Source organism: Kytococcus aerolatus, assembly GCF_900187395.1.
In the GTDB taxonomy this organism is placed as follows: domain Bacteria; phylum Actinomycetota; class Actinomycetes; order Actinomycetales; family Dermatophilaceae; genus Kytococcus; species Kytococcus aerolatus.
The window spans coordinates 987,487-1,012,208 of the sequence record NZ_FYEZ01000001.1; the positions used below are offsets into that span (position 1 = coordinate 987,487).

The 24,722-nt window shown below is 72.1% G+C and carries 20 protein-coding genes; 12 read left to right on the plus strand and 8 right to left on the minus strand.

The window, feature by feature from the left end:
* Window positions 1-25: 25 nt before the first annotated feature.
* The gene (locus tag CFT82_RS04590; protein WP_088817846.1) at window positions 26-1,471 is read left to right on the plus strand and encodes a GntP family permease; all 1,446 of its coding nucleotides are present in this window, start codon (window positions 26-28) and stop codon (window positions 1,469-1,471) included.
* A gap of 75 nt (window positions 1,472-1,546) precedes the next feature.
* On the opposite strand, the gene tyrA is transcribed toward CFT82_RS04590, so the two are convergent.
* A complete protein-coding gene (tyrA, locus tag CFT82_RS04595) occupies window positions 1,547-3,658 on the minus strand; it encodes a bifunctional chorismate mutase/prephenate dehydrogenase (protein ID WP_088817847.1) in 2,112 nt (703 codons plus the stop codon).
* A 161-nt stretch (window positions 3,659-3,819) separates the two neighbouring features.
* Between tyrA and CFT82_RS04600 the strand changes: the two genes are divergently transcribed.
* Together CFT82_RS04600 and CFT82_RS04605 are read left to right on the plus strand one after the other, a co-directional pair.
* On the plus strand, window positions 3,820-5,007 hold the full coding sequence (locus CFT82_RS04600; protein WP_088817848.1) for a M20 metallopeptidase family protein: 1,188 nt from the start codon (window positions 3,820-3,822) through the stop codon (window positions 5,005-5,007).
* Between the two features lies 1 nt (window position 5,008).
* Complete coding sequence (locus CFT82_RS04605) at window positions 5,009-6,178, plus strand: hypothetical protein (RefSeq protein ID WP_088817849.1); 1,170 nt, start codon at window positions 5,009-5,011, stop codon at window positions 6,176-6,178.
* Window positions 6,179-6,288: 110 nt separating this feature from the next.
* Here CFT82_RS04605 and CFT82_RS04610 read toward each other — a convergent pair whose 3' ends face one another.
* Window positions 6,289-7,527, minus strand: a complete 1,239-nt coding sequence (locus CFT82_RS04610; RefSeq protein WP_234994265.1) for a metal-dependent hydrolase family protein — start codon at window positions 7,525-7,527, stop codon at window positions 6,289-6,291.
* A gap of 545 nt (window positions 7,528-8,072) precedes the next feature.
* Here CFT82_RS04610 and CFT82_RS04620 point away from each other — a divergent pair.
* Window positions 8,073-8,393: a hypothetical protein gene (locus CFT82_RS04620; RefSeq protein ID WP_143469485.1), complete on the plus strand. Its 321-nt coding sequence runs from the start codon at window positions 8,073-8,075 to the stop codon at window positions 8,391-8,393.
* Between the two features lie 54 nt (window positions 8,394-8,447).
* Here the strand turns inward: CFT82_RS04620 and CFT82_RS04625 are convergent, their stop codons facing one another.
* A complete protein-coding gene (locus CFT82_RS04625; protein ID WP_088817852.1) occupies window positions 8,448-8,888 on the minus strand; it encodes a phosphatase domain-containing protein in 441 nt (146 codons plus the stop codon).
* 182 nt (window positions 8,889-9,070) lie between these two features.
* On the opposite strand from CFT82_RS04625, the gene CFT82_RS04630 reads away from it, so the two are divergent.
* The 7 genes from CFT82_RS04630 (at window position 9,071) to CFT82_RS04660 (ending at window position 16,508) form a co-directional block, all read left to right on the plus strand.
* Window positions 9,071-9,772 carry a DUF6318 family protein gene (locus CFT82_RS04630; RefSeq protein WP_088817853.1) on the plus strand — a complete coding sequence of 234 codons (702 nt, stop codon included), beginning with the start codon at window positions 9,071-9,073 and terminating at the stop codon, window positions 9,770-9,772.
* Window positions 9,773-10,122: 350 nt separating this feature from the next.
* On the plus strand, window positions 10,123-10,644 hold the full coding sequence (locus CFT82_RS04635; RefSeq protein ID WP_088817854.1) for a hypothetical protein: 522 nt from the start codon (window positions 10,123-10,125) through the stop codon (window positions 10,642-10,644).
* Between the two features lie 46 nt (window positions 10,645-10,690).
* Complete coding sequence (locus tag CFT82_RS04640) at window positions 10,691-11,353, plus strand: class I SAM-dependent methyltransferase (protein ID WP_088817855.1); 663 nt, start codon at window positions 10,691-10,693, stop codon at window positions 11,351-11,353.
* A gap of 100 nt (window positions 11,354-11,453) precedes the next feature.
* Complete coding sequence (locus tag CFT82_RS04645) at window positions 11,454-12,575, plus strand: AI-2E family transporter (protein ID WP_088817856.1); 1,122 nt, start codon at window positions 11,454-11,456, stop codon at window positions 12,573-12,575.
* A 377-nt stretch (window positions 12,576-12,952) separates the two neighbouring features.
* Window positions 12,953-13,834 carry a D-hexose-6-phosphate mutarotase gene (locus CFT82_RS04650; protein ID WP_088817857.1) on the plus strand — a complete coding sequence of 294 codons (882 nt, stop codon included), beginning with the start codon at window positions 12,953-12,955 and terminating at the stop codon, window positions 13,832-13,834.
* Window positions 13,831-15,180, plus strand: coding sequence for an FAD-dependent oxidoreductase (locus tag CFT82_RS04655; RefSeq protein WP_088817858.1), 1,350 nt, complete (start codon window positions 13,831-13,833; stop codon window positions 15,178-15,180). Before CFT82_RS04650 ends, CFT82_RS04655 begins: the two co-directional genes overlap by 4 nt.
* A 128-nt stretch (window positions 15,181-15,308) precedes the next feature.
* Window positions 15,309-16,508 (plus strand): thiolase family protein, encoded by a 1,200-nt coding sequence (locus CFT82_RS04660; RefSeq protein WP_088817859.1) that lies wholly within the window; start codon window positions 15,309-15,311, stop codon window positions 16,506-16,508.
* A gap of 188 nt (window positions 16,509-16,696) precedes the next feature.
* Here CFT82_RS04660 and CFT82_RS04665 read toward each other — a convergent pair whose 3' ends face one another.
* A complete protein-coding gene (locus CFT82_RS04665; RefSeq protein ID WP_200815045.1) occupies window positions 16,697-18,076 on the minus strand; it encodes a fatty acid desaturase family protein in 1,380 nt (459 codons plus the stop codon).
* Window positions 18,073-19,200 (minus strand): ferredoxin reductase, encoded by a 1,128-nt coding sequence (locus CFT82_RS04670; RefSeq protein ID WP_088817860.1) that lies wholly within the window; start codon window positions 19,198-19,200, stop codon window positions 18,073-18,075. The genes CFT82_RS04665 and CFT82_RS04670 overlap by 4 nt, the downstream gene beginning before the upstream one ends.
* Window positions 19,201-19,302: 102 nt before the next feature.
* On the opposite strand from CFT82_RS04670, the gene CFT82_RS04675 reads away from it, so the two are divergent.
* Complete coding sequence (locus tag CFT82_RS04675) at window positions 19,303-20,514, plus strand: helix-turn-helix domain-containing protein (protein ID WP_088817861.1); 1,212 nt, start codon at window positions 19,303-19,305, stop codon at window positions 20,512-20,514.
* A 32-nt stretch (window positions 20,515-20,546) separates the two neighbouring features.
* On the opposite strand, the gene CFT82_RS04680 is transcribed toward CFT82_RS04675, so the two are convergent.
* The 3 genes from CFT82_RS04680 to CFT82_RS04690 all read right to left on the minus strand — a co-directional run bounded on the left by CFT82_RS04680 (window position 20,547) and on the right by CFT82_RS04690 (window position 24,703).
* Entirely contained in the window at window positions 20,547-21,419 is an 873-nt protein-coding gene (locus tag CFT82_RS04680) for an SGNH/GDSL hydrolase family protein (RefSeq protein ID WP_088817862.1), read from the minus strand.
* A 402-nt stretch (window positions 21,420-21,821) separates the two neighbouring features.
* On the minus strand, window positions 21,822-22,553 hold the full coding sequence (locus tag CFT82_RS04685) for a succinate dehydrogenase/fumarate reductase iron-sulfur subunit (RefSeq protein WP_088817863.1): 732 nt from the start codon (window positions 22,551-22,553) through the stop codon (window positions 21,822-21,824).
* Window positions 22,550-24,703 (minus strand): fumarate reductase/succinate dehydrogenase flavoprotein subunit, encoded by a 2,154-nt coding sequence (locus CFT82_RS04690; protein WP_088817864.1) that lies wholly within the window; start codon window positions 24,701-24,703, stop codon window positions 22,550-22,552. The genes CFT82_RS04685 and CFT82_RS04690 overlap by 4 nt, the downstream gene beginning before the upstream one ends.
* Window positions 24,704-24,722 lie beyond the last annotated feature (19 nt).

Consider the following 24,722-nt stretch of genomic DNA (forward strand, 5'->3'; position numbering starts at 1 on the left):
CACTTCCGAGACCTCCGGAGGCGCCATGTCGCTCGGCCTCATCGGCATCTTCCTCTCCCTGGCCTTCCTCATCGGCATGGCCTACCGCGGCCACTCCGTTCTGCTCCTCGGCCCGCTGGCGGCGCTCATCGCCACGATCCTGTCCGGCGCTCCCCTGCTGGCCAGCTACACGCAGGTGTTCATGCCGGCCGCCGCCAAGTTCATCTCCTCGTTCTTCCCGCTCTTCTTGGCCGGCGCGATCTTCGGTCAGCTCATGACCGCCAGCGGGATGGCCACCCGCATCGCCGGACTGGCCGCACGAGTGCTCGGAGCTCGCTTCGCCGTCCTGGTGACCGTGGTGGCCACGGCCCTGCTCACCTACGGCGGCGTGAACGGCTGGGTCGTGGTGTTCACGATCTTCCCGATCGCCATGAGCCTGTTCAAGGTCGCCGACGTGCCCCGCCGCCTCATGCCGGGCGCCATCGCCTTCGGCATCTTCACCTTCGCCGCCGCGGCTCTGCCCGGCAGCCCGCAGATCCACAATGCGATTCCGGCCCCCTTCTTCGGCACCGACACCTTCGCCGCCCCCGGCCTGAGCCTCATCGGCACCGCGATCGTGCTCGGCGTGGGCATGCTCTGGCTCGCCCACCGCGAGCGCACGCTGCGGGCCGCCGGGGAACACTTCGACACCCCCACCCACAACGAGCGCACCGGCAAGGTCGACCCAGCCGACCTGTCGGTGGTGTGGAAGTCCAAGCAGACCGACCACGACGACATCCTGCGCACCACCACCGGGCAGGGGCTGCTCGCCCTGGTGCCGATCCTGGCCGTGGTGGCCACCAACGCCCTCATGACCTACGTGGTCGTGCCCCGCATGGACGCCGGCTACCTGGCCGAGGAGAAGTTCGGCGGCGTGGACCTGAAGTCCGTGGCGGCCCTGTGGTCGGTGACCGTCGCCCTGGTGGTGGGTTGCCTCATCGTGATGGCGCTCAACGCGCGACACGTGGGGCGCCTCTTCACCGAGATGTCCGAAGGTGCCCGCAACGCGGTGCTGCCGATCTTCAACACGGCCAGCGAGGTCGGTTTCGGCGCCACCATCGCCTCCCTGGCGGCCTTCGCCGGGATCCGCGACGGGATCATGGGCGTCAGCGACAACGCGGTGGTCACCTCGGCGGTCTCGTCCGCGACGATCTCGGGCGTGACCGGTTCGGGGTCCGGCGGCATGACGATCGCCCTGGAGGCCTTCGGCGAGCAGCTCGCGACCATGGCGCAGCAGCAGGGCATCGACATGGAGCTCATGCACCGCGCGACAGCGATGGCCGCGGTGAGCTGGGACTCCTTGCCGCACAACGGCGCCATGGTGACGCTGCTCCTGGTGACCGGCCTGACCCACCGCGAGAGCTACAAGGACATGTTCGTGCTCACGGTGCTCATCCCGTTCATCGGCGTCGCAACGGTCATCGCGCTCGGCTTGGCCGTCGGCTCGTTCTGACCGGCACGCTCTGCCCAACCCGACGCGGGGTCCGCGACGTGCGGCAGGAGGCACTGGTCCGCACCCCAGCGCACCTCACCCGACCCGCGGGTAGCTCCCCACCAGCCGGTAGAAGACCGACCCGGCGCGCAGCGCCTCCAGGGCGGCGGCCACCTGCGGGTCCTGGGCGTGGCCGTCGAGCTCCAGGTAGAACAGGTACTGCCACAGCCCGCCGCGCATCGGGCGCGACTCCAACCGGGTCATGGAGACGCCGTGCTCGGCCAGCGGCTTGAGCATCCCCAGCAGCGCGCCGTCCCGGTCGGTCTGCGGCGGGGCCACCACCAGGCTCGTGGTGTCGGACCCGCTCGGCGGCGGCGACTCGTGGCCGAGCACGAGGAAGCGCGTCGTGTTCTCCGGGTCGTCCTGCACCCCCGGGCGCAGCACGTTCAGCCCGTACACGGCGGCCGCGCTCTCCGGCCCGAGGGCGGCCACGTCGGTGACCCCCTGGGCGGCCAGCTCGGCCACCAGTCGGGCGGCCTCGGCATTGCTGCTCACCGGCAGCCGTTCCACCCCGGGCAGGTGCCGGGTGAGGAAGTCCTGGCACTGCGCGAGCGCTTGCGAGTGCGCATACACCCGCCGCACCCCACTCACCTCGCCACGCCCCATGAGCTGGTGCTCGATGCGCAGCCGCACCTCGCCGACGGCCTCCAGCGGGGTCCGGGTCAGCAGGTCCAGGGTGCGCCCCACCGACCCCTCGGTGGAGTTCTCCACCGGCACCACCGCGTAGTCGGCCTGCCGGGCCTCCACCTCGCGCAGCACCCCCTCCAGGCTCGCCGCCGGCACCGGGCGCGCAGCCCCACCGAAGTGCTGCACCGCGGCCTGCTCGGTGAAGGTCCCCCGCGGCCCCAGGTAGCTCACCGTGAGCGGTCGCTCGACGGCCAGGCACTCGCTCATGAGCTCCCGGAACACGCGCCGCACCGCGTTGTCCGGCAGCGGACCGGGGTTGCGCTCCACCAGGCCGCGCAGCACCTGCGCCTCCCGCTCGGGGCGGTAGGCAGCCGCCGTGCCCTTGATCGCCCCGATGGCGCGGGCCTGGGCCGCCCGGGCGCTGATCAGGCGCAGCAGCTCCCGGTCGATGCGGTCGATCTCCACCCGGTGCGGGGCCAGCCGGGCAGCCATGTCGTCGACCCGGGCGGCCGCACCGTCCTCCGCGTCGCCGGCCTCACCCGTGGCCGCACCATCGGCCCCGGCCCCCGCAGCGGGCACCCCGGCACCGGCCGCGGCGGCCTCCTGCGCCTCGTCCCGCGCCGCGGCTCGCAGCTCCTTGGCGGCGGCCAGCAGCTCCCGGCTCTCGGTGAGGAAGCCCTCGGAGTGCGTGGCGAAGTGCTCGCCCACCGCCTCGAACTCCGCGACGAAACCCTCCCGGTCGCCGGCCCGCAGCCCGGTGATGAGCTCCCCGAGGGTCTGGTGGAAGCGCTCCAGCAGCTCCAGGTTCGCCTCGGAGGCGGTGATGATGTCGTGGTAGAGCCCCGGGTCCTGCGCGAACAGGCGCCCGACCATCATCAGCTCGGTGCGGTAGATGGGCGAGCTCAGGGCCAGCAGGGTGTCCAGGTCGGCGCCCTCCCGGCGCAGGTTCACCCCGTAGGCGGCGGTCACCGTGTGCCGCAGCGCCTGGATGAGCCCCATCAGCCGGTCATGCTCTGCGGCGGCCACGGGCTCCACCCGCAGGCCCCACCCGGTGAGACGCTCGAGGAGCCAGTGCACGTCACCCCGGCCGGGGCTGTGCACCACCACCTCCCCGGCCGGTCCGGCGACGTCCGGCCCGAACATCGGGTGCAGGCCGGCCACCGGCCCGGCGTGCGCGGCAAGCATGGCCTCCAGGGCCGGGCCCTTCACCGAGGTGAGGTCGGCCAGCACCGCGTCGGGCCGCAGCGGGGGCAGCCCGGCGATGACCTCCGGGGTCACCGGGATCGGCACCGCCACCAGCACCAGGTCCGCCGCGGCGAGCACCTCGGCGTCCCGGGCGGCGACCTCCGCCGGCGAGCCCCCGGCCGGCGCGTGCCCCTCGGCGAGGCCGGGCGCGGGCGCGGCCGGGTCCACGACGTGCACGAGGTCCCCGTCGCCCCGGAACCACTCCACGAAGCGCGAGCCCAGGGCACCGGCCCCTCCCACGACGACGATCCGGCGACTTCCCTCAGGCGGCTCCATGCCGCGTCAGTCTAGGTCGGGCCACAGGGGCACCAGCCGCCTCTCCCCAGCACCGTGACCCACACCACGGGGTTCGTCACGATTCAACAACGAAGAATTTCATCTCTCGTGCCGCGGAAAGGGCCCACCTAGCGTGAGGCTCCCGAGCAGAGGAGTTCCGCATGAACCTCTTGTCCGACGCCGAGGCTCTCGCCGGCGAGCTGTCCGCCCTGCGCCGTGAGCTCCATCAGATCCCTGAGGTCGGCCTGCTGCTGCCTCAGACCCAGGCTCGCATCTTGAAGGCCCTGGAGGGCCTCGACCTGGAGATCACGACGGGTGAGTCGACGACCAGCGTCGTGGCCGTGCTCCGAGGTGGTCAGCCCGGCCCGGCCGTCCTCCTCCGCGGCGACATGGACGCCCTCCCCGTCACCGAGCAGAACGACCTCGAGTACCGCTCCACGAACGGCAGCATGCATGCCTGCGGCCACGACCTCCACGTCGCGGGGCTCGTGGGCGCCGCCCGACTCCTCGCCGCCCGGCGGGAGGAGATCAAGGGCTCGGTGATCTTCATGTTCCAACCCGGCGAGGAGACCTGCGGCGGCGCGCGCTACATGCTCGAGGAAGGTCTGCTCGAGGCCGCCGGGGTCCCGGTGGTCGCGGCCTGTGCCATCCACGTCTTCCCCGGGGAGCTCGGTCAGCTGCAGTACAAGACCGGTCCGGCCATGGCCAGCGCCAACGAGCTCCACGTCACCTTCCACGGCCGCGGTGGCCACGGGTCCAAGCCCAGCACGGCCATCGACCCGGTCCCGGCCCTGCTGGACTACGGGTCCCAGCTGCAGGTGATGGTCACGCGCCGGTTCAACGTGTTCGACCCCGTCGTGGCCTCCATCACCCGGCTCTCGGCCGGAGAGGCGATCAACGTGATCCCCCCGGAGGCGTCCCTCTCCGCGACCGTCCGCACCCTGTCCGACGAGTCGATCGCCGCCTTCCGCCAGGAGGCGACGCACCTGGCGGAGAGCATCGCGGCGGCCCACCACTGCACCGCCACCGTCGACTTCGACGAGCAGTACCCGGTGACCGTCAACGACGGCCCCCAGACCGAGCAGGCGGCGGCCTGGGCGGCTGAGCTCCTCGGGGCGGAGAACGTCGTGGAGGTCCCGACTCCCTTGATGGGCTCCGAGGACTTCAGCTTCGTCGCCCGCGAGGTGCCCGGCACCTTCCTCTTCCTCGCCTGCAGCCCGCCCGGCACCGACCTCGAGACGGCCACCTACAACCACTCCCCGCTCGTCCTCTTCGACGACGCGGTCCTCCCCCGGCAGGCGGCCCTCCTGGCCGACTTCGCCATCCGGCGCCTGGACCAGGAGGCCTGACGTGGAACCCGTGTTCGCAGCCGTCGCCGTGCTGGGCGCCATCGCCCTGGGCGAGATCGTCTCGATCGCCACCCGCGCACGTGTCCCCTCGATGCTCGTGGCCCTGCTGGCGATGGTCGTCGCCGTCCAGCTCGGCTGGTTCCCGGCCAAGGTCGTGGAGTCCTCCGGGTTCGTGGCCATGAGCGCCATCCTCACGCCCGCGATCATGGTCCACATGGGCACGCTCCTGCCCATGTCGGTCCTGCGGGCCAACTGGAAGTCCGTGGTCATCACCGCCGGCGCGATGCTCGGTGCGTGCCTGATGATCCTCCCGATCGTCAGCCAGTTCTTCGGCTACGGAACGGCCGTGGCCGGCGCAGGCCCGGTCGCGGGCGGCATCGTCTCCACCCTGCTCACCGTGGAAGGACTGCAGAGCGCCGGCTTCGACAAGCTGGCGACCATCCCGCCGCTGGTCATGATGCTGCAGTTCCTCCCGGCCATGCCCCTGACGAACTGGCTGCTCAAGCGGTACGCCGCGGACCTCGTCGGCCCGGACGGGAAGCTCGCCCAGGGCGGCCCGGCCCCGGCGGCGGTGGACTTCAACACCGTCGACGACTCCCGCCTGAAGCTGCCCGAGCAGGTCGTGCAGAGCCAGACCGTGCTCTTCTTCCTGCTCGTCGGCCTCGGTTCCCTCGGCTGGTGGCTCGGCGAGCTGAGTGGCGTGAGCTACAGCCTCTGGGGCCTCGGCCTCGGTGTGCTGCTGGCGGCGCTCGGCTTCCTCCCGCAGCGGGCCATGGAGCGGGCGAACGCCTTCACCCCGGCCATGGTCGGCGTGATCGCGACGGTCATGGCTCCCCTGGCGCTCGCGTCGCTCGACGAGATCATCAACGCCCTCGCGGCGGTGACGACCATCCTGGTCATCGGCCTGCTCGGCATCGTCGTCGGGGGCTTCATCACCTCCAAGCTGGTCGGCTGGGACCCCCGGCTGGGTGTTCCGGTGGCCCTCACGGCGATGCTGGGGTTCCCGGCCGACTACATCATCAGCCAGGAGGTCGCCCGGAGCGCCTCCCCTGACGAGAAGGAGCAGGAGGCCGTCCTGGGGCACCTCCTCCCCCCGATGCTCGTCGGAGGCTTCGCCTCGGTGAGTGCCGGGTCGATCGTCATCGCGAGCGTGCTGGTCTCCACCTTGTGACACCGCCGTTCCCCCAGAAAGAGGGGGTCCGCACCGAGTTCGGTGCGGACCCCCTCTTTCTTCTGCTGAGGATGCCCCCCGTGGTCACTTCTGCGGAGGACGCCCCGCACTCAGACGACCTCGGCGCCCTTCAGCCACACCCGCAGGTCCCCGGCTCGCAGCTGCCCGAGGCGCTCCAGGTCCCCCTCGGGGACGGCGACCAGGCTGGCCGTGGCCTCCTTCTCGACCCGGCCGAGATCCGGGCGGTTCAACAGGTCCGCCGCGGTGGAGGTGGCCGCACGGAGCGAGCCCTCCAGGGAGAGCCCGGCATCCTGGAGCAGCCCGATCTCCTCGAGGTTGGTGCCGTGCACGCCCACGCCGGCGTCCGTGCCCATCGCGATCTTCACCCCGGCCTCGATGGCGCGGCCGATGGACTCACGGTGCGCCTCCACCACACGACGCGCCTTCTCCACGACCACGGGCGACAGCGAGGCCGCACCGGACTCGGCGCCCCGGATGACCTCGAGCGGGGCCTGGAGGGTGGGCACCAAGAAGGCGTCCTTCTCCAGGAAGAGGTCGATCGTCTCGTCGTCGAGGTAGATGCCGTGCTCGATGCTGCGCACCCCGGCCCGGAGGGCGTTCTGGATCCCGTCGGTCCCCTGGGCGTGGCTCATGACGTAGCTGCCCTGCCGACCGGCCTCCCCGACGACTGCCCTGATCTCCTCGTCGGTCATCTGGCTGTGCCGCGGGTCGTCCGTCGGCGAGAGCACTCCACCGGTGGAGCAGATCTTGATGTGGTCCGCACCGGCCCGGAAGAGCTCACGCGTGAGGCGGAGGAAATCATCAGCTCCGTCCGCCACGCTGCGGGGCCGCCCCGGGTGACGCTGGAAGAAGGGCAGGTCCGCTCCGGAGGCCGTGTGGTGGTCGCTGTGCCCGCCGGTCTGGCCGATGATCTGCACCGCGATGGCCAGCTCGGGCCCCTCGACCCAGCCGCGCGCCAAGGCCTCCTTGACCCCCAGGTCAGCGCCACCGGCGTCCCGGGCGGCCGTCACACCGGTGCGCAGGGTGGCCCGGAGGTTCTGGACAGCCCGGAAGAACTCGAGGGAGAAGGGCTCGTGGACGGCCTCCAAGGAACCGGCACGTTCCGCGACCACGTGGACGTGGCAGTCGATGAACCCTGGGAGGAGCACCTGACCGGAGAGGTCCACCACGTTGCCCTCGGCAGGTGCCGCGCCGGACGGACGAATCTCCGTGATGCGAGTACCCTCCAGGACCACGTCCTGGGGGCCGTCGAGAAAGGTCATGCCGTCGAAGACGGATGCGCTGGTCAAGGTGAGGGGGCCGGGGACGGACTGTGCGATGTTCTTCACGGCGACTCCTTCAGCAGGGTGATCCACCCACCGTACGCACACCGTCACGAGGCGTCGAGACCCAGACCGCGCCCACTGCTCTTCCCGGAGATCCCGGGCCGTCCGCGCAGGTCCTGACCAGAGTAGCTTCCAAGACCCTGGCCACCCTTCGGGCACCGTGACGACAGCCTGGTAGAGCGCCGAGACACATCGGCACCGAAGCAGCCTCGCGCCAACGAGCCTCTTTCCCGGCGCGGGTCTATCGTGGACCGTCCCATCACCGAGCGACCGGGGGCCACATGAGCTGGAGCCACACCCGACAACTCACCAGCACGCTGCTCGTACTGCCCCTGCTCGCGGGCTGCTTGGGGGCATCGGACGAACCGGCCAGCCACGACGGCAGCTCGCCGACCTCCCCACCACCGGGACCGAGCGCCTCGGCGAGGCCGGCCCCGCCCCAGCCGAGCCGAACCCCCACCACGCCCCCGGACGAGGCCACCACGGAGCCACCCAGGAAGGGCTCGACAGCGAAGGCCCGGGACGACCGTCGCGGGGAGCCCGGGGCGGTGAGCGCAGCACGATCGGACCCCGACAAGCCCTTCGGCGGGATGACCCTGCTGATCGGGAGCACCAACCCGCTGGACCGCGCCGAGGCGTGTGCCTTCGTGGAGGCCTTCACGGCCCAGTCTCCCGAGAACGTGCTGGCGGACCGGCAGGGAGCGGTGACCGCCCTCGCGGCCTTCGCCCACGTGGCACCGCGAGACCTGGCGGGGCTTGCGCTGGCCCTCCAGTCCGAGACCAGAGGGGCCGCCGGCGACGAGCAGCTCGACCCTCAGGTCCGGGGGCTGACGAGCAGCATGCAGCAGATGTGCGCCAGCAGCCGCTGACCGGCCGGCCCACCGTTCCCGCTGCCCTCGGGCCACCGGGACGTGGTGGGCACCTCAGCCCCCGTCGGCCACCTGGAGCACCGTGAGCCCGCGCTCCCGCCACATGGCCACCACGCCCGGGCGGTCCTCCAGGACGCACACCACGCGATAGCGGCCGGCCACGTGCTGCTCGAAGAGCTCGGCCTTGGTGAGGACGTCCTTGCGGAAGTCGCGGCGACGGCGCATGAGCACCGGTTCCTCCTCGGTGCGGCCGACGTGCTCGGCGAGCCATGCCTCGGTGTCGCGGCGCGACTCCTCGCTGCGGCCGGTGCAGAAGAGGACCCGGTGACCGGCAGCGCGGAGGGCGGTGACGACGGCGATCACGTCGGGCACCGGGGCGTCCCGGGAGACCAGCCCCCAGTCGAAGGGCCCCCGGTCGGTGATCGTGGCGACTGTGCCGTCCACGTCCACCAGCACGGCCGTGGGCAGCTCCGCCGGGGTGGTGCTCGTGGTCATGCGCGGCATCCTCGCAGGCCGGATGACGTGAGCCCGCGGCACCGGCGGATGCCGCACCGCGGCGGTGGGTCGGATTTCTTGACCGAACCCTTACCTACTGCTGTGGATTTTCGCCGCCAGGCCGGGCTGTCTTCTGCCAAGGTGTGATTCAACCCACACTCACCTCTGGAGGCCCTGTCACCATGCGGAACTCACCCACGCTCACCCACCTGCTGACCGTGCTCGGCAGCACGGCCCTGCTGGCTGGCTGCACCGCCGAGGCCGGCGACGAGACCGACTCGCCCAGCACCCCGCCTGCTGCCAGCAGCGCACCCCGCGCGAGCACCGGTGAGACCTCCACCAGCCCCGACGGGGGCAGCCACGACAGCGCCAGCGAGACGACGGACGCCACCCCCGACACCAGCCCCTCCCCGCCGAAGGAGCCCTCCAGCAAGCCCACGGACGACGGGCCTCCGGCCATGCCCGCCGTGGCCAAGGAGAACTCCGAGGAGGGCGCCGAGGCCTTCGCGCTGTGGTACGTCGAGACGCTGAACTACCTGTACCAGCACCCCGAGACGGGCATCCTGGAGAAGTACGCCGGCCCGGACTGTAAGACATGTCAGCGGCACATTGACCTCGTGGAGGAGGGCAAAGACACCGGAGTGGTCGCCACAGGAAACCTTCACAAGATCACCGGCAGTCGAGCACTCCCCGGCCAAGGGGGATCTACTGAGGTGACTGTCACCTTCGACCAAGAGGCCACAGACTTCATCAATAAAAATGGCGCCGTCAAGGAGTCCGTGCCCGACGAAGGCCAACTGGGCTACATTTTCGACCTAAACTTCCAAGATCGATGGGAGATCCTCACGATCCAGTATAACGTGAATCGGGCACCAGTCGAATGATTTTCGCGACCATCCTCGCCGCCACCGGAGCCTCTGACTGCGGCCACCTCGCCGTCTGTCGCGAAACACCGGACGGAATCGTCGCGGGCATGACACTGAGGGAAACCCGCGAACTAGTGAATGAGTTGCCACCCAACTCCAAACAGCCGGACCCTGCAGAACCCCCAACTTTCTATTACCAGTACACCGCCGTTCCCAACTGCCCCGGCCGCCGCAACGGGGACATCGAGGGGAACGACTGCGACCTGTCACGTCACCGATGCGATGGCAATGTCTTGGGTGACGGGCCCTTCATGATGATCGTCCGACGAGAGATGCGGTCTGAGGACGACACTCCAGTCTCTTCGTGGATGGACCTCGACGCCACCTGCTTCCCCGATGCGATGCCGCCCCGCTCCGGGGTCCCCGGTGCCGAGCTCGCCCGCAAGGCCTTCGACACCACCACGTTCGCGGCTCCCGTTCCCGAGTGGCAGCCGCCCACCGACGACGCGCTGGTCAACAAGCCCGTCTTCTTCATGGCCGGCTTCGCCGAGGAGGGCTACGAGGACGGTGAGGTCCGACGTCTCGACCCCGCCGACATGCTCGGCCACGACCTGTCGATCCGTCCCCGCCTGATCGACGTGACCTACGACTTCGGCGACGGCACCACGCACGGCCCCACCGACGACCTGGGCGGCCCCTGGCCCGACGGCACCGTCACCCACACGTACTCAGGCACCGGCACGGTCTCCCCGGAGGTCACCGCCACCTACACCGCCGACTACCGCCTCGACGGTGGACCGTGGACGCCCGTCCCCCACCAGGTCACCCTGACGAGCGAACCGCAGGAGCTCACGCTGGTCGAGTACCTCACCCGCAACACCACTCGGTGAGCAACCCGCCGGCGAGAACCCGACCCCGCAGCGAGACACTGCTGACATGACGACCCCTGACTCCCCCGACGCGACGCCCCAGCACCACGGGCACCAGCGCGCCGAGCACCCGCCGGAGAGCGCCGAGCACTGGGACGAGATGTACGCCGAGGGGACCCGCTGGAGCGGCCACCCGAACGAGGCTCTGACCGCCGAGGCCGCCGGCCTCGCCCCGGGGCGCGCACTGGACGTGGGCTGCGGCGAGGGCGCCGATGCCGTGTGGCTCGCCCAGCAGGGCTGGGAGGTGACGGCGCTGGACATCTCCCAGCACGCGGTGGAGCACACCCTGGCCGCAGCGGACCGGGCCGGGGTGCGGGTCACCGGGGTCGCCAGCCCCCTCCAGGAGGCCGAGCTCGAGGCCGGCCGCTTCGACCTGGTGGTGGCCATGTACCCGGTGCTGCAGCGCACCGCGGAGCAGGTGGCCGAGAGGCGGCTGGCCGAGCTGGTCGCCCCGGGAGGCACCCTGCTCTTCGTCCACCACGTCATCGACCCCGCCGACACCCACGAGGGCGGCTTCGACCCGACGCGCTTCCTCACCCCCGACGCGGTCCGCGACAGGCTGGGCCCGGAGTGGGAGGTCGTCACCGACGAGCTGCGCACCCGGCACGTGACCGAGGGCGCCGGGGCCCACCGCAGCGAGGACCACGTGGTGCGGGCCCGCCGCCGCTGAGCACCCACCCCGACACCACGGCGCCGAGCGACCCCGGAACGCACCCGGGTGGCGCGCACAGCCACCGCCGAGGGCCCACCGTGCCCGTAGGCTCCCGAGCGTGAGCACCCGCCTCGAAGAGACCTCCGCCACCCCTCCCACCACGGCCGGCGGCCACAGCGCGCCCGCCGGCCCCCTCGCCGGCCTGCTCGGGCTCGCGGCGCTGGTCATCATCGCCGCGGGGATCCGGGCCCAGGCCGGCATGCTCGGTCCGATGTTCCTGGGCCTGACCCTCGTCGTCACCGCCTACCCGATGGTGACCTGGCTGCGCGCCCGCAGGGTTCCCGGACCGCTGGCCACGCTGGCCTCCTTGGTGGCCGTCTACGCGGTGCTGGCCGCGATCATCGCCGCCATGGTCTGGTCCGTGCTGCGCCTGGTGGACGTCATGCCGCAGTACCTCGAGCAGGGGCGCGATCTCTACCAGCAGGCGATCGACCTGCTGGCCGGTTACGGCGTCGAGGAGTCCCAGCTGGAGGAGCTCATGAGCTCGATCGACCCCCAGCAGATCGCCTCCCTCGTCCAGAGCCTGGCCTCGCAGCTGTCCAGCGGCGCCTCCCTGCTGGTGCTGCTCCTCACCGGGCTGATCTTCCTGGTGCTCGACACCGGCTCGGTGGAGAAGCGCATGGCCGTGCTGACCGACCAGAACCCCCGAGCGGCCGCGGCGTTCACGGACTTCGCCCGCCGCGTCCGCTCCTACTGGGTGGTCACCACCGTCTTCGGCCTGCTGGTGGCCGTGGTCGACGTGGTCTTCCTGCTGGCCCTCGGCATCCCGCTGGCGCTCACCTGGGGTGTGTTCTCCTTCGTCACCAACTACATCCCCAACGTCGGCTTCGTCATCGGCCTCGTCCCGCCCATGCTCATCGCCCTGCTGGAGAAGGGGCCCGTGATGGCCGTGGTGGTGGCCGTCGGCTACTGGGCCATCAACTTCATCGCCCAGACGGTCATCCAGCCCCGCGTCACCGGCGACATGGTCGGCCTCAACGCCACGGTGATCTTCATCAGCCTCATCGTGTGGGCCTACCTGCTCGGCCCGCTCGGGGCCCTGGTGGCGGTGCCGGCCACGATCTTCATGAAGGCCGTGCTGGTGGACCACGTGCCGGGCAACCGGTGGCTCACGGCACTGCTGGGCGCCGAGCCGCGCCCGGAGCAGGCGCCGGCCGACACCCCGCAGACCACGACCTGAGGCCGCATCCGCTGCCCCGCGGCGCCCTGCACGAGAGAAAGGCCGGAAGCCTTGGCTTCCGGCCCTCTCTCGTCCCGTGCGGTGGTCCTTTTCAGGCGTCCCTCCACCGTTCGGATCAGAGAAACACTCAACGGGAGATCCCATTCCCCGTCTCAGCAGGACCAACTCTCCCCCACGGATCTGCTTCGCGCCAGCCAGAACGACCCTGAACCGGGAAAGATCACCAAACCTTTACCTTCCCGTGCTGCCGGTCACAGGCCGACTCCGCCCCGGGCCCCGACCGCACCGTGCTCCCGGGCCCCAGCCCCGCCAGCCTCGCCCGGCCCGCCCTCGTTCGACCACGGCTCCCGTTCCTCCCCACGACTAGGGTGGACGACATGTGCCCCGCACGCCTGCCCGACGGAGTGACCACCCACCCCAGCAGCAGCGGCGCCGAGGAGCTGCGCGCCGCCACCGAGGCCTGCACGCTGCGCCTCGACCTCCAGGGGGCCCACCTGCTCTCCTGGATGCCCGCCGGGGGCGAGGACCTGCTCTGGCTGAGCCCCGAGGCCGTGCGCGCCCCCGGCCGGGCCATCCGCGGTGGCATCCCCCTCTGCGCCCCCTGGTTCGCCGGCGGCCCCGACGGCGAGCACACCCCCAGCCACGGCCCGGCCCGCACCCAGCCGTGGCAGCTGCGGGAGGCCCACGTGGAGCCCGACGGCACCGTGGACCTCACCCTGGCCACCAACGCCGACGGCGTCGACCTCACCCTGGCCCTCTCCGCCGGGGCCACCCAGCTGCACCTGGAGCTCACCACCGCCCTGCCGGCCGATGCCGAGCCGCGCCGCGTCGAGGCCGCCCTGCACACCTACCTGGCCGTCCACGACGTCCGCGCCACGTCCGTGACCGGCCTGGCCGGGTCCGTGGTGGTCGACAAGAACGCCCGGTCCGTCGGGGAGGCGGGCGAGACCCTGCGCCCCGACGGTCCGACCGATCTCATCCACCGCACCGCCGGCCCGGTGACCCTCGAGGACGGCGAGCGCTCGGTCCGCCTGGAGACCCAGGGCGCCGCCGACACCGTCGTGTGGACCCCCTGGGCCGAGGGCGCCGCCAGCATGACCGACGTGCCCGACGACGGCTGGCACCGCTTCCTGTGCGTCGAGACCGCCTGCATCGGCCCCCGGCGGGACGAGGTGGACCACTCCATCGCCCTGGAGCCCGGCGGCTCCCACGCCCTGGCCGTCACCTTCACCCCCTCCGACGCCGGCGGCGCCGCATGACCGGCCGCAGCCTGACCCGGGTGCCGCTGCGCTCCGACGACGCCGACGTCCTCGTCGTGGGCGCGGGCGTGGCCGGGCTGGCCGCCACGCGCCGCCTCGAGGAGGCCGGGCTCACCGTGGAGCTCCTGGAGGCCGAGGTGACCGCCGGCGGCCGCATCGGCAGCGAGATCGTCGACGGCTTCACGGTCGACCACGGCCTGCAGTGGCTCAACCCCGCCGGCCCCGAGCTGGCCGCCCATGTGGACCTCGACGCCCTCGGCCTGGAGAGCTTCCTGCCCGGCGTGGAGCTCCTCGTGGCCTCGGGCCCGGAGGTCTCCGACGTCCGGCGCGTCACGAACCCGCGCCGCGCCCCGCAGCACCTGCTCTCCACCCTCCGCTCCGGGCTGGCCGCCGACGCCGCCGACGTCCGGGAGGTGTGGGCCCTGCGCCGGTGGTGGAGCGGGCACGACCAGCCCACCGGCTCCCCTGACGCCACCTGGCTCGACGCCCTCGACGCCGGAGGGCTCGAGGGTCGCCCCCGCATCGCGGCCGAGCGCCTGCTGGAGGCCGTCACCCTGGAGAACACCCGCGATTCGCGGATCCGGGAGCGGGCGAGCGCGGCCGAGGTGGCGCGCCGTCGCCTGGCGGACCTGGCCCGCGGCTCCTTCGCGCTGCCCGCCGCGGGCATGGTGACCCTGCCGGTCGTCATGGCCGGGGCCCTGCAGCGCCCGGTGCGCACCGAGTGGCCCGTCGACAGCCTCGTCCGCCGCGGCGGAGCCTGGGAGGTGCGCGGCCCCGCGGGCGTGCTGCGCGCCCCGGCGGTGCTGCTGGCCACCCCCGCCGACGCCGCCTCGGACCTGCTCCACGGCAGTGGGAGCACCGCCGCGCTGCTCCCCCACCTGGGCTGGCACGGCGCCACCACCTGGTGGTTCACCGCCGACGAGGCCCCCACCGACTCGACTGCCCTGCGCGTGGACGTCCGCCCGCACCGCGGACCGGTCGTCGTGAGCGCCGTGGTGAGCAACGTGGCCCCGGAGTACAGCGAGTCCGGGCGGCCGCTGGTGGCCGCGACGGTGCTCTGGCGCAGCGGCCACCCGGAGGGGGAGGAGGCCGCCGTGCGTGTGCACCTCTCCGAGCTCTGGGACACGCCGGCCTTCGGCTGGGAGCTCGTGGCCCGGCAGGACATCCCCCACGGCATGCCGGCGCTGCCGCCCACCGCCGAGCGGGTGCCGACCCGACTGGACCACGGGCTGTACACCGCCGGCGACCACTCCGCCGCGGCCCGGGCCGGCGGCATCGAGGGGGCGCTGACCGCCGGGGCGCGGGCGGCCGAGGTGATCCTCACGGCGCACCGCAGCGGGGCCTGACGGGGCGGAGCCCCACGGCGCGGGACCAGCGCCCCGCACCGCCCGATGGTGACCCGGGGCCCGGGGCGGCGACCCACGGTGCGTCATGATGTGACCTGCCCCACCACGCACCGACCCCAGGAGCCCCCGTGTCGCTCGAAGCCGCCCACGTCTACGACACCGTCCGCACCCCCTTCGCCAAGTTCGGGGGCGCCCTGGCCGGGGTGCGGGCCGACGACCTGGCGGCCACCGTCGTCCGGGAGATGGTCGCCCGGCAGGACGGGCTCGACCCGGCCAGGATCGACGAGGTCGTCTTCGGCGCCGCGAACCAGGCCGGGGAGGACAACCGCTGCGTCGCCCGCATGGCCACCCTCCTGGCCGGGCTGCCGACCAGCGTGCCCGGCACCACCGTGAACCGGCTCTGCGGCTCCTCCCTCGACGCCGCGATGGTGGCCAGTCGGACCATCGAGACCGGGGACGCCGAGCTCGTCCTCGTCGGCGGCGTGGAGTCGATGAGTCGCGCCCCCTGGGTGGTGCCCAAGCCGGAGCGGGCCTTCCCGGCCGGAGACGCCGAGATGGCCTCCACCACGCTGGGCTGGCGCCTGGTGAACCCGCAGATGCCCGCCGAGTGGACCGCCAGCCTCGGGGAGTGCAACGAGCAGCTGGCCGACGAGACCGGCATCGACCGGGCACGGATGGACGAGTTCTCCGCACGCTCCCACCGGCTCGCCGCGCAGGCCTGGGAGTCCGGCTTCTACGCCAACTGGACCTGCGGGGTGCCGGGGGTCGACCCCTCCGACCTGCCCCACGACGAGACGGTGCGCCCGGGCTCCACCCCGGAGACGCTCGCCGGGCTCAAGCCCTCCTTCCGCCCCGACGGGCGCATCACCGCCGGCAACGCCTCCCCGCTCACCGACGGTGCCTCCACGGTGCTGCTGGGCTCGGAGAAGGCCGCCGAGCGGCTCGGGCGGGAACCGCTGGCCCGCATCGCCGGGCGGGGCACCTTCGCCCTGGACCCGCAGCGCTTCGGCATCGCCCCGGTGGAGGCGGCGAACCGTGCCCTGGCCCGGGCCGGCATCGGCTGGGACGAGGTGGGCCTGGTGGAGCTCAACGAGGCCTTCGCCGTGCAGTCGCTGGCCTGCGTGGACGCCTGGGGCATCGACCCGGAGATCGTCAACACCCGCGGCGGAGCCATCGCCATCGGTCACCCGCTGGGGGCCTCCGGCGCGCGCGTCCTGGGCACCCTGGCCGCCGCCATGCGGGCCGACGGGGTGCGCTGGGGCGTGGCCGCCCTGTGCATCGGCGTGGGGCAGGGCCTCGCGGTGGTGCTGGAGAACCCGAACGCCTGAGCCGGCTGGCACCACCTGTGGAGCCTCCCCCAGGCGCCAGGCTCCCCCGCTCCCCACGCACGACGACGGTCACCTCCTGCGCACGACGGTCACCGGAACCGGTGATGGTCGTGCGCAGGAGGTGACCATCGTCAAACGGGGCGGCGAGCGGCCGGCCGGCCTCGGAACGTGGCCGGCGGCTCAGCGCCTCAGCGGCGGGAGTGCTTCTTCTTGCGCCCCAGGCTCTTGAGCACCTGACCGACCGACCAGCGGGCGCCGGCGGCCACGGACTGGACCGGGCGCTCCCGGAGCTCGCCCCAGGCGCCGTTCGGCAGGGCGTACTTGAAGATCTTCTTCCACGCGCTGCCCAGCTGCACCGGCATCGGGCCGGTCACGTAGTCGAACCCGTAGCGGTCGAACACGTCGCGGACCTCCACGGCCACCTCGGCGTACCGGTTGCTCGGCAGGTCCGGGAAGCAGTGGTGCTCGATCTGGTGGCTCAGGTTGCCGGTCATGATGTGCATGAGCGGCGAGCCGGAGATGTTGGCACTGCCGAGCATCTGCCGCAGGTACCACTCACCACGGGTCTCCCCGACGGTCGAGGCGCGGCTGAAGGTCTGCACGCCCTCCGGGAAGTGGCCGCACAGGATGACGCCGTTGCTCCACAGGTTGCGGGTCAGGTTGGCCGTCCACGTGGCCGCCAGCGTGCTCTTCCAGCCGGGGCCGGAGAGCGCCGGGGTCACCACGTAGTCCTTGGCCACCTGGCGCACCACCTTGCGGGCCACCCCGAGCAGCCCGGGGATCGCCGGCTTCCAGGCCTTGAGCGGCTTGCCCTGGTAGCGGCCGAGCTCCAGGTCGTAGAGCGCGATGGAGTACTCGAAGGTCAGCGCGTTGACGGCGTTGAGCACCGGCTGCCACACCATCCACGGGCGCCACGGCTGGTCCTTGTCGACCCGGGCGATGCCGAAGCCGAGGTCGTTGTCCCGGCCGATGACATTCGTGTACGTGTGGTGCAGGTCGTTGTGCGAGTGCTTCCACGCCTCGGCCGGGGAGGCGTGGTCCCACTCCCAGGTGGAGGAGTGGATCGACGGGTCGCGCATCCAGTCCCACTGTCCGTGGAGCACGTTGTGGCCGATCTCCATGTTCTCCAGGATCTTCGCCACGGTGAGCGCCCCGGTGCCCAGCACCCAGGCGGCCTTGTTGCGGCTGCCGACCATGAGCACGAGGCGTCCACCCATGTCGAGCCCGCGCTGCACGGCGATGACCCGGCGGATGTAGGCCGCGTCGGCCGCACCGCGGGAGTCGATGATGCGCTGGCGGATGGCGTCCATCTCCCGGCCCAGCTCCTCGATCTGCTCGATCGTCAGGTGCGCGGCCGGGTCCTCCCCGCCGGAGCGCTTCGGCTTCCAGTGGCGCTCCGGGTTCTCGGTGGAGGTGATGCGGTTGACCCCGCGGCGGGTGTCGCGGCGAGTCCGTGCGAAGGCCTTGTTGACCTGCATCGCGTCGCTGAAGGCCGCCGGGCGGAGTCGCTGCTCGAGCTGCCCGTCGGGGGCGGTGGTGTGCGTGGGGCGGGCGGGCGTGGTCGTCATGCCGGTACCTCCAGGTGGCAGTCGCCTGCAGCCGTGGTGACGCAGGTCTGGACGAGGGTGGGGTCCTCGGGGGTGGCCAGGACGATCGAGTCGTCCCGGACATCGCGCACGGCACCCTCGCTGAGGGTGAGCACGCACGAGTGGCAGATGCCCATGCGGCACCCGCTGGGCAGGAGCAGGCCGGCCTCCTCCCCCGCGTCGAGCAGGGTGGTGGCGCCGTCGTTCTCGACCTCGGTGGCCTTCCCGCCGGCGGTGAAGGTGGCGGTGCCGCCCTCCCCGGGGGTGATCTCGACGGTGCGGAAGCGCTCGGTGTGGAGCTGGTCGGCCAGGCCCTCAGCCTCGAAGTGGGCCTCGACCTCGTCGAGCATCCCGGCGGGGCCGCAAGCCCACACCTCGCGCTCGCGCCAGTCGGGGACCTCGAGGTCGAGCTGGTCGGGGGTGAAGCGCCCCGCCTGGGCGGTCTGGCGGGTGATGAGCCGGAGGCCGAAGCGATCGGCGATGGCCGGCAGCTCCTGCGCGAAGAGCTGCTCCTGGGGGGCGCGGAAGGACTGCACCACGACCACGTCGGGCGCGTTCTCCCCGTGCCAGCGGTGGCCGCGCAGCAGGCCCATGATCGGCGTGATGCCGGAACCGGCGCCCAGGAAGAGCACCTTGCCGGGGCGCGGGTCGTCGAGGGTGAAGTCGCCGTCCGCGCGGTCGAGCATCACCAGGTCACCGACCTCGGTGTGCTGCGTCAGCTGGGTGCTCACGATGCCGTCGGGCACCTGGGTCACGGTGATCTGCAGCAGGCCGGCCTCCCCGGGGGTTCCGGCGGGGGCGGGCTTGCTGGTGAGGCTGTAGGTGCGCCAGTGACGGACGCCGTCGACGTCCACGCCGATGCGGACGTACTGCCCGGGGCGGTGCTTGCGCCACAGCGCGCCCGGGCGCAGCCACAGCGAGACGGTGCGCGGGGTGTCCCGGCGGATGCGTTCCACCTTCGCCCGCAGCCGGACCCGGGAGTGCAGCGGGGCCAGCATGTCGACGTAGTCGTCCGGCACCACGGGGGTGGTCACCGCGGCGGCGGCGTCGATGAGTCGCCCGGTCCACTCGGGCCGAGGGGCGACGCGTCGGAGGGGGTAGGTCATACGCTCCATCCTCACTGCTCCCCGCAGCCAATTCCACGGCCCAGAAGGTGGAGAAGCCGCCAGGCATTTGTCTCACGGGAACAGATCGGCCATGATCCGGCCATGACGAGCACCCTGCACGGCGCCCCGTGGAGCCCGACCGTGGTCGACGCCCTGCGCGCCGCCGTCGACAGCGCCTCCGCGGAGTCGGTGGAGGCGATCATGGCCGAGCTGCCCGCCTACCGGGAGGAGTTCCGCGCCGGGGCCCAGGTCCTGCGGGAGGCGGTGGCCATGGCGCTCTACGGCTTCCTCGACCTCATCGCCACCTCCGGGCGGGGGTCCGCCCCCGCCCGCCCCACCATGCTCGGCGCCCGCGGCCTGGGCCGCTCCGAGGCACGTGCCGGACGCTCGGTGGAGACCGTGCTCGCGGCCTATCGCGTCGGGGGCCGCGTGTGCTGGGTGACCTTCTCGGACGTGGCGCTGGCCCAGGGTTTGGAGGCCCGCGACCTGCAGGCCTTCGCCGCGCTGACCTTCGCGTACATCGACGACCTCTCGGCGGCCACGGTGGCCGGCCACACCGAGGAGCGCGCCCACGCCGAGCGCTCCCGCACCCAGGCCCGGGCCCATCTCGGGCTGCTCATGCTGCGCGGTGCACGTTCCGGGGAGGTGGACCGCTCGGCCCGCGCCGCCGGGCTGACCAGCCCGTCCGAGGTGGTGCCGATCATCTGCCGCACCGGTGACGTCCCCGCCCTCACCGCCCGGATGCCCCTGCGGACGCTCACCGTGGACCAGATCGGCGTCGGCGCGGCCGGGTCGGGCTGGAGCACCATGCTGCTGGGCGATCCCACGGAGGAGGAGCTCCGGCAGACGCGTCGGGGGGCGAGCGAGGCGGGCGTGGCCTGCCTCGTCGGGCCGGTGGTCCCGCGCGCGACCCTGCCGGACACCTGGCGCCTCGCCTCGCGCTGGGCGGAGGTCCCCCCGGCGCCCAGGCTCGGCGGACCGGCCCGCCGGGAGGGGCCGCTCGAGCTCACCGACGTGCTGCCCCACCTCGTGGTCCACGGCGATCCGGTGGCCGCGGAGGCACTGGCCCGGGAGGTGCTGGCCCCGCTCGCGGTCCACGGTGAGCAGGCCCGGGAGCGCCTCGTGGAGACCCTGCGGACGTGGATCCTGCTCCGGGGGCAGCGAGCCCTGGTCGCGGAGCACCTCGGGGTGCACCCGCAGACCGTCCGCTACCGGATGACCCAGGTGCGCACCGCCCTCGGGCCGGAGCTGGACGACCAGGAGCGGGCCGCGGCGATCCTGCTGGCCTGCCTCGTGGTGCCCGAGGCCGGATGAGGGCGCGCAAGGCCGGGTGAGGGCGCGCTCGGTCAGATCCGGTCGCGGTGGGGGGCGAGGCGCTCCACGTCCACCTGCTGGACGGTGGGGCGCTTCGGCATCCGGCCGTCGCCGGAGGACCGCCCGGTGAGGCGACGCTCCACCCAGGGGCGCAGGTGCAGGCGTGCCCACTCGCGATGGGCCTGGACCGACTCCAGCCGGCTCAGCGGCTCCACCTCGGGCAACGGGGTGCTCCACGCCCGCTCGTCGCCGCCCTCGACCTCCAGCCCGAGGGTCCACGCGGCCTGCAGCGCCACCCGCCGGTGCCCGTCGGTGGAGAGGTGGATGCGGTCCGGGGCCCACAGCCGGGGATCGCGCAGGGCACGGAGGGTCCACAGGTCGACCACGTAGCAGTCGTAGCGCTGGGCGATGCCCCAGATGTTGGCCGTGAAGTCGGCGAAGCGCGGGGTCACGCGCCGCACCATGGGCAGCTGGGAGGTGTTGGGGGCGGTCAGGAGCAGGACGTCCGCGCCGGTCTCCCGGAGGCGGGCAACGGCGTCCTCGAGCTGATCGACGACGGCGTCCTTGTCGGCGCGCGGGCGGAGGTAGTTGTTGCCGCCGGCGTTGAGGCTCACGAGGTCCGGGGTGAGGGTGAGCGCCTCCTCCAGCTGCTCCCCCACGACGTGCTCGATGAGCCGGCCGCGGATGGCGAGGTTGGCGTAGCCGAAGGGGCGCGGGTCGGGCGTGCCGTCCGGGCCGGTGTGCTCGGCGTTGCGGAAGGCCAGCCGGGCGGCGAGGCGGTCGGCCCAGCCGTGGAAGACGTCCGGGTCGCGGTCGGTGGGGTCCATCATGCCCTCGGTGAACGAGTCACCCAGCGCCACGAAGCGCTCCCACATGCGCCCCTCAGGGGCCTTGCCTGCACTCATGTCCTGCCTCCGCTCGGGCTCGCTCGGGTCCGGGGGCACCGCCGCACGGCGCGCTCCCACCGCACGGTACGCCGACGGACCGGTAGGGCGCTCGCACGGGTCGGGCTAGTCGGGGCACGGTGGGGTGGGGTGGGGCGGGCTGGCCGGGGCGGGGCGTGCCCAGACGCAGGATCACGGTGCTCGTCCAGAACCACCGTCCGCTCACGGTGGTTCTGGACGAGCACCGTGGGTCTGGGACGAGAACGGTGGTCCTGAGCGAGATCGGTGGGAACTCCGGCCGAGGCTGGGCCTGCACTCCCCGGCCCGCTGAAGGGGGCGCAGCCGAGGATCGGCCCCCCGACACGCCGAAGGGGGCACCCACCGGAGTCCGGTGAGCGCCCCCTTCGGTCGGGGCTGCGGGCCTCAGAGGGCCTTGCGCAGGTCCGTGTTCAGCTGGCTGATGACGTCCAGCGGGATGCCCTTGGGGCAGACCGCCGCACACTCACCGATGTTCGTGCAGCCGCCGAAGCCCTCCTCGTCGTGCTGGTTCACCATGTTCACCACGCGGGACTCGCGCTCCGGCTGGCCCTGCGGCAGCAGACCCAGGTGGGTCACCTTGGCGCCCAGGAAGAGCATGCCGGCCGCGTTCGGGCAGGCCGCCGCACAGGCGCCGCAGCCGATGCAGGTGGCGGCGTCGAACGCCCGGTCGGCGTCCTCCTTGCGCACCGGCACGGTGTTGGCGTCCACGGCGGCACCGGTGTTCACGGAGATGTAGCCACCGGAACCGATGATGCGGTCGTAGGACGAACGGTCGACCACGAGGTCCTTGACCACCGGGAAGGCGTCCGCACGGAACGGCTCCAGGGTCAGGGTGTCGCCGTCCTTGAAGGAACGCATGTGCAGCTGGCAGAGGGTGGTGCGCTCCGGGCCGTGGGCGATGCCGTTGACCATGAAGCCACAGGCACCGCAGATGCCCTCGCGGCAGTCGGACTCGAAGGCCACCGGCTCCTCACCGGCCTCGGTGAGCTCCTCGTTGAGCACGTCGAGCATCTCCAGGAAGGACATGTCCTCGGTCACGCCGTCCACCTCGTAGGTGGCGAACTTCCCGCCGTCGTGCGCGCCGTCCTGGCGCCAGATCTTCAGGGTGATTCTCACTTGTAGCTCCGCTGCTTCATCTCGATGGCGTTGTAGACGAGGTCCTCCTTGTGGAGCACCGGGGTGCTCCCGGCACCCGTGTACTCCCAGGCGGCCACGTAGGCGAACTCGTCGTCGTGGCGCAGGGCCTCACCGTCCTCGGTCTGCGACTCGGCACGGAAGTGACCACCGGCCGACTCCCGACGGTGCAGGGCGTCGATGCACATGAGCTCACCGAGCTCCAGGAAGTCGGCCACGCGGCCGGCCTTCTCGAGCGACTGGTTGAGCGTCGCGGCAGCGCCGGGCACCTTGACATTGGTCCAGAACTCCTCACGGAGCGCCCGGATCTTCTCGATGGCGGTGCGCAGGCCGGCGTCGCTGCGCTCCATGCCGCAGTACTCCCACATGATGGTGCCCAGCTCGCGGTGGATCGAGTCCACGCTGCGGGTCCCGTTGATGCTCAGGAGCTTCTCGACCCGCTCGGTCACCTCGCGCAGCGCCGCCTGGGCCTCGGGGTGGTCGGCGGTGACGCCGGACTGCCCCTCGGTGGCCAGGTAGTCGTTGATGGTGTTCGGCAGCACGAAGTACCCGTCGGCCAGACCCTGCATGAGCGCCGAGGCGCCGAGGCGGTTGCCGCCGTGGTCGGAGAAGTTCGCCTCGCCGGCCACGAACAGGCCCGGGATGGTCGACTGCAGGTCGTAGTCCACCCAGAGGCCACCCATCGTGTAGTGGACGGCCGGGTAGATGCGCATCGGCACCTCGTAGGGGTTCTCACCCGTGATGCGCTCGTACATGTCGAAGAGGTTGCCGTACTTGGCGGCCACCGCCTCCTGGCCCATCCGCTCGATGGCGCTGGCGAAGTCCAGGTAGACGCCACGGCGGACCATGCGCTCCTCGCCGTCCGGACCGACCTCGGCGATGGCCGGGCCGACGCCGCGCCCCTCGTCGCACATGTTCTTCGCCTGTCGGGAGGCGATGTCACGCGGCACGAGGTTTCCGAAGGCCGGGTAGATGCGCTCCAGGTAGTAGTCGCGCGCCTCCTCCGGGATCTCGCGGGGGTCCTTGTCGCAGTCCGCGGCGTCCTTCGGCACCCAGATGCGGCCGTCGTTGCGGAGCGACTCGGACATCAGGGTGAGCTTGGACTGCTTGTCACCGGACTGCGGGATGCAGGTCGGGTGGATCTGCGTGTAGCAGGGGTTGCCGAAGTAGGCACCCTTGCGGTGCGCACGCCACGCGGCGGTGACGTTGGAACCCATCGCGTTGGTGGAGAGGAAGAAGACGTTGCCGTAGCCGCCGGTGGCGAGCACGACCGCGTCGGCCATGTGGGTCTCGATCTCGCCGGTGCGCAGGTTGCGGGCGATGATGCCGCGCGCCTTGCCCTCGACGATGACCAGCTCGAGCATCTCGTGGGCGTTGAACATCTCCACGGTGCCGGCGCCGATCTGACGCTCCAGCGCCTGGTAGGCGCCGATGAGCAGCTGCTGACCCGTCTGGCCGCGGGCGTAGAAGGTGCGCTGCACCTGCACGCCACCGAAGGAGCGGTTGTCCAGCAGGCCGCCGTACTCGCGGGCGAAGGGCACGCCCTGGGCCACGCACTGGTCGATGATGTTCGCGGACACCTCGGCCAGGCGGTAGACGTTGGACTCGCGGGAGCGGTAGTCGCCGCCCTTCACCGTGTCGTAGAACAGGCGGTAGACCGAGTCGTTGTCGTTCTTGTAGTTCTTGGCGGCGTTGATGCCACCCTGCGCAGCGATCGAGTGCGCGCGGCGCGGCGAGTCCTGGTAGCAGAAGGACTTCACGTTGTAGCCGGCCTCGCCGAGGGTGGCACCCGCGGCGGCACCGGCCAGGCCGGTACCCACGATGATCACGTCGATCTTGCGGCGGTTGGCGGGGTTGACCAGCGAGGCCTCGAACTGGCGGCGCTGCCACATCGTCTCGACCGGGCCATCGGGGGCCTTCGTGTCGGCGATGGGGTCACCCTCGACCCAGAACTCGTTGGAGGCCGAGGCGTCCTTGTTGATCGGACGGGCGTCGGCGGGCGTGGCGCCGGCGGCGACCCCGTCGACGGTCGGCTGGGCCTGGCCGTCGACCACGGAGGCACCCTCCGCTGCGAGGGCCTCGTCCTTCTTCGAGCGCTTCCAGGGGGCGTTGTCCCCGAACAGTGTTGCCATGGTGATTGTCCTCCCGGAG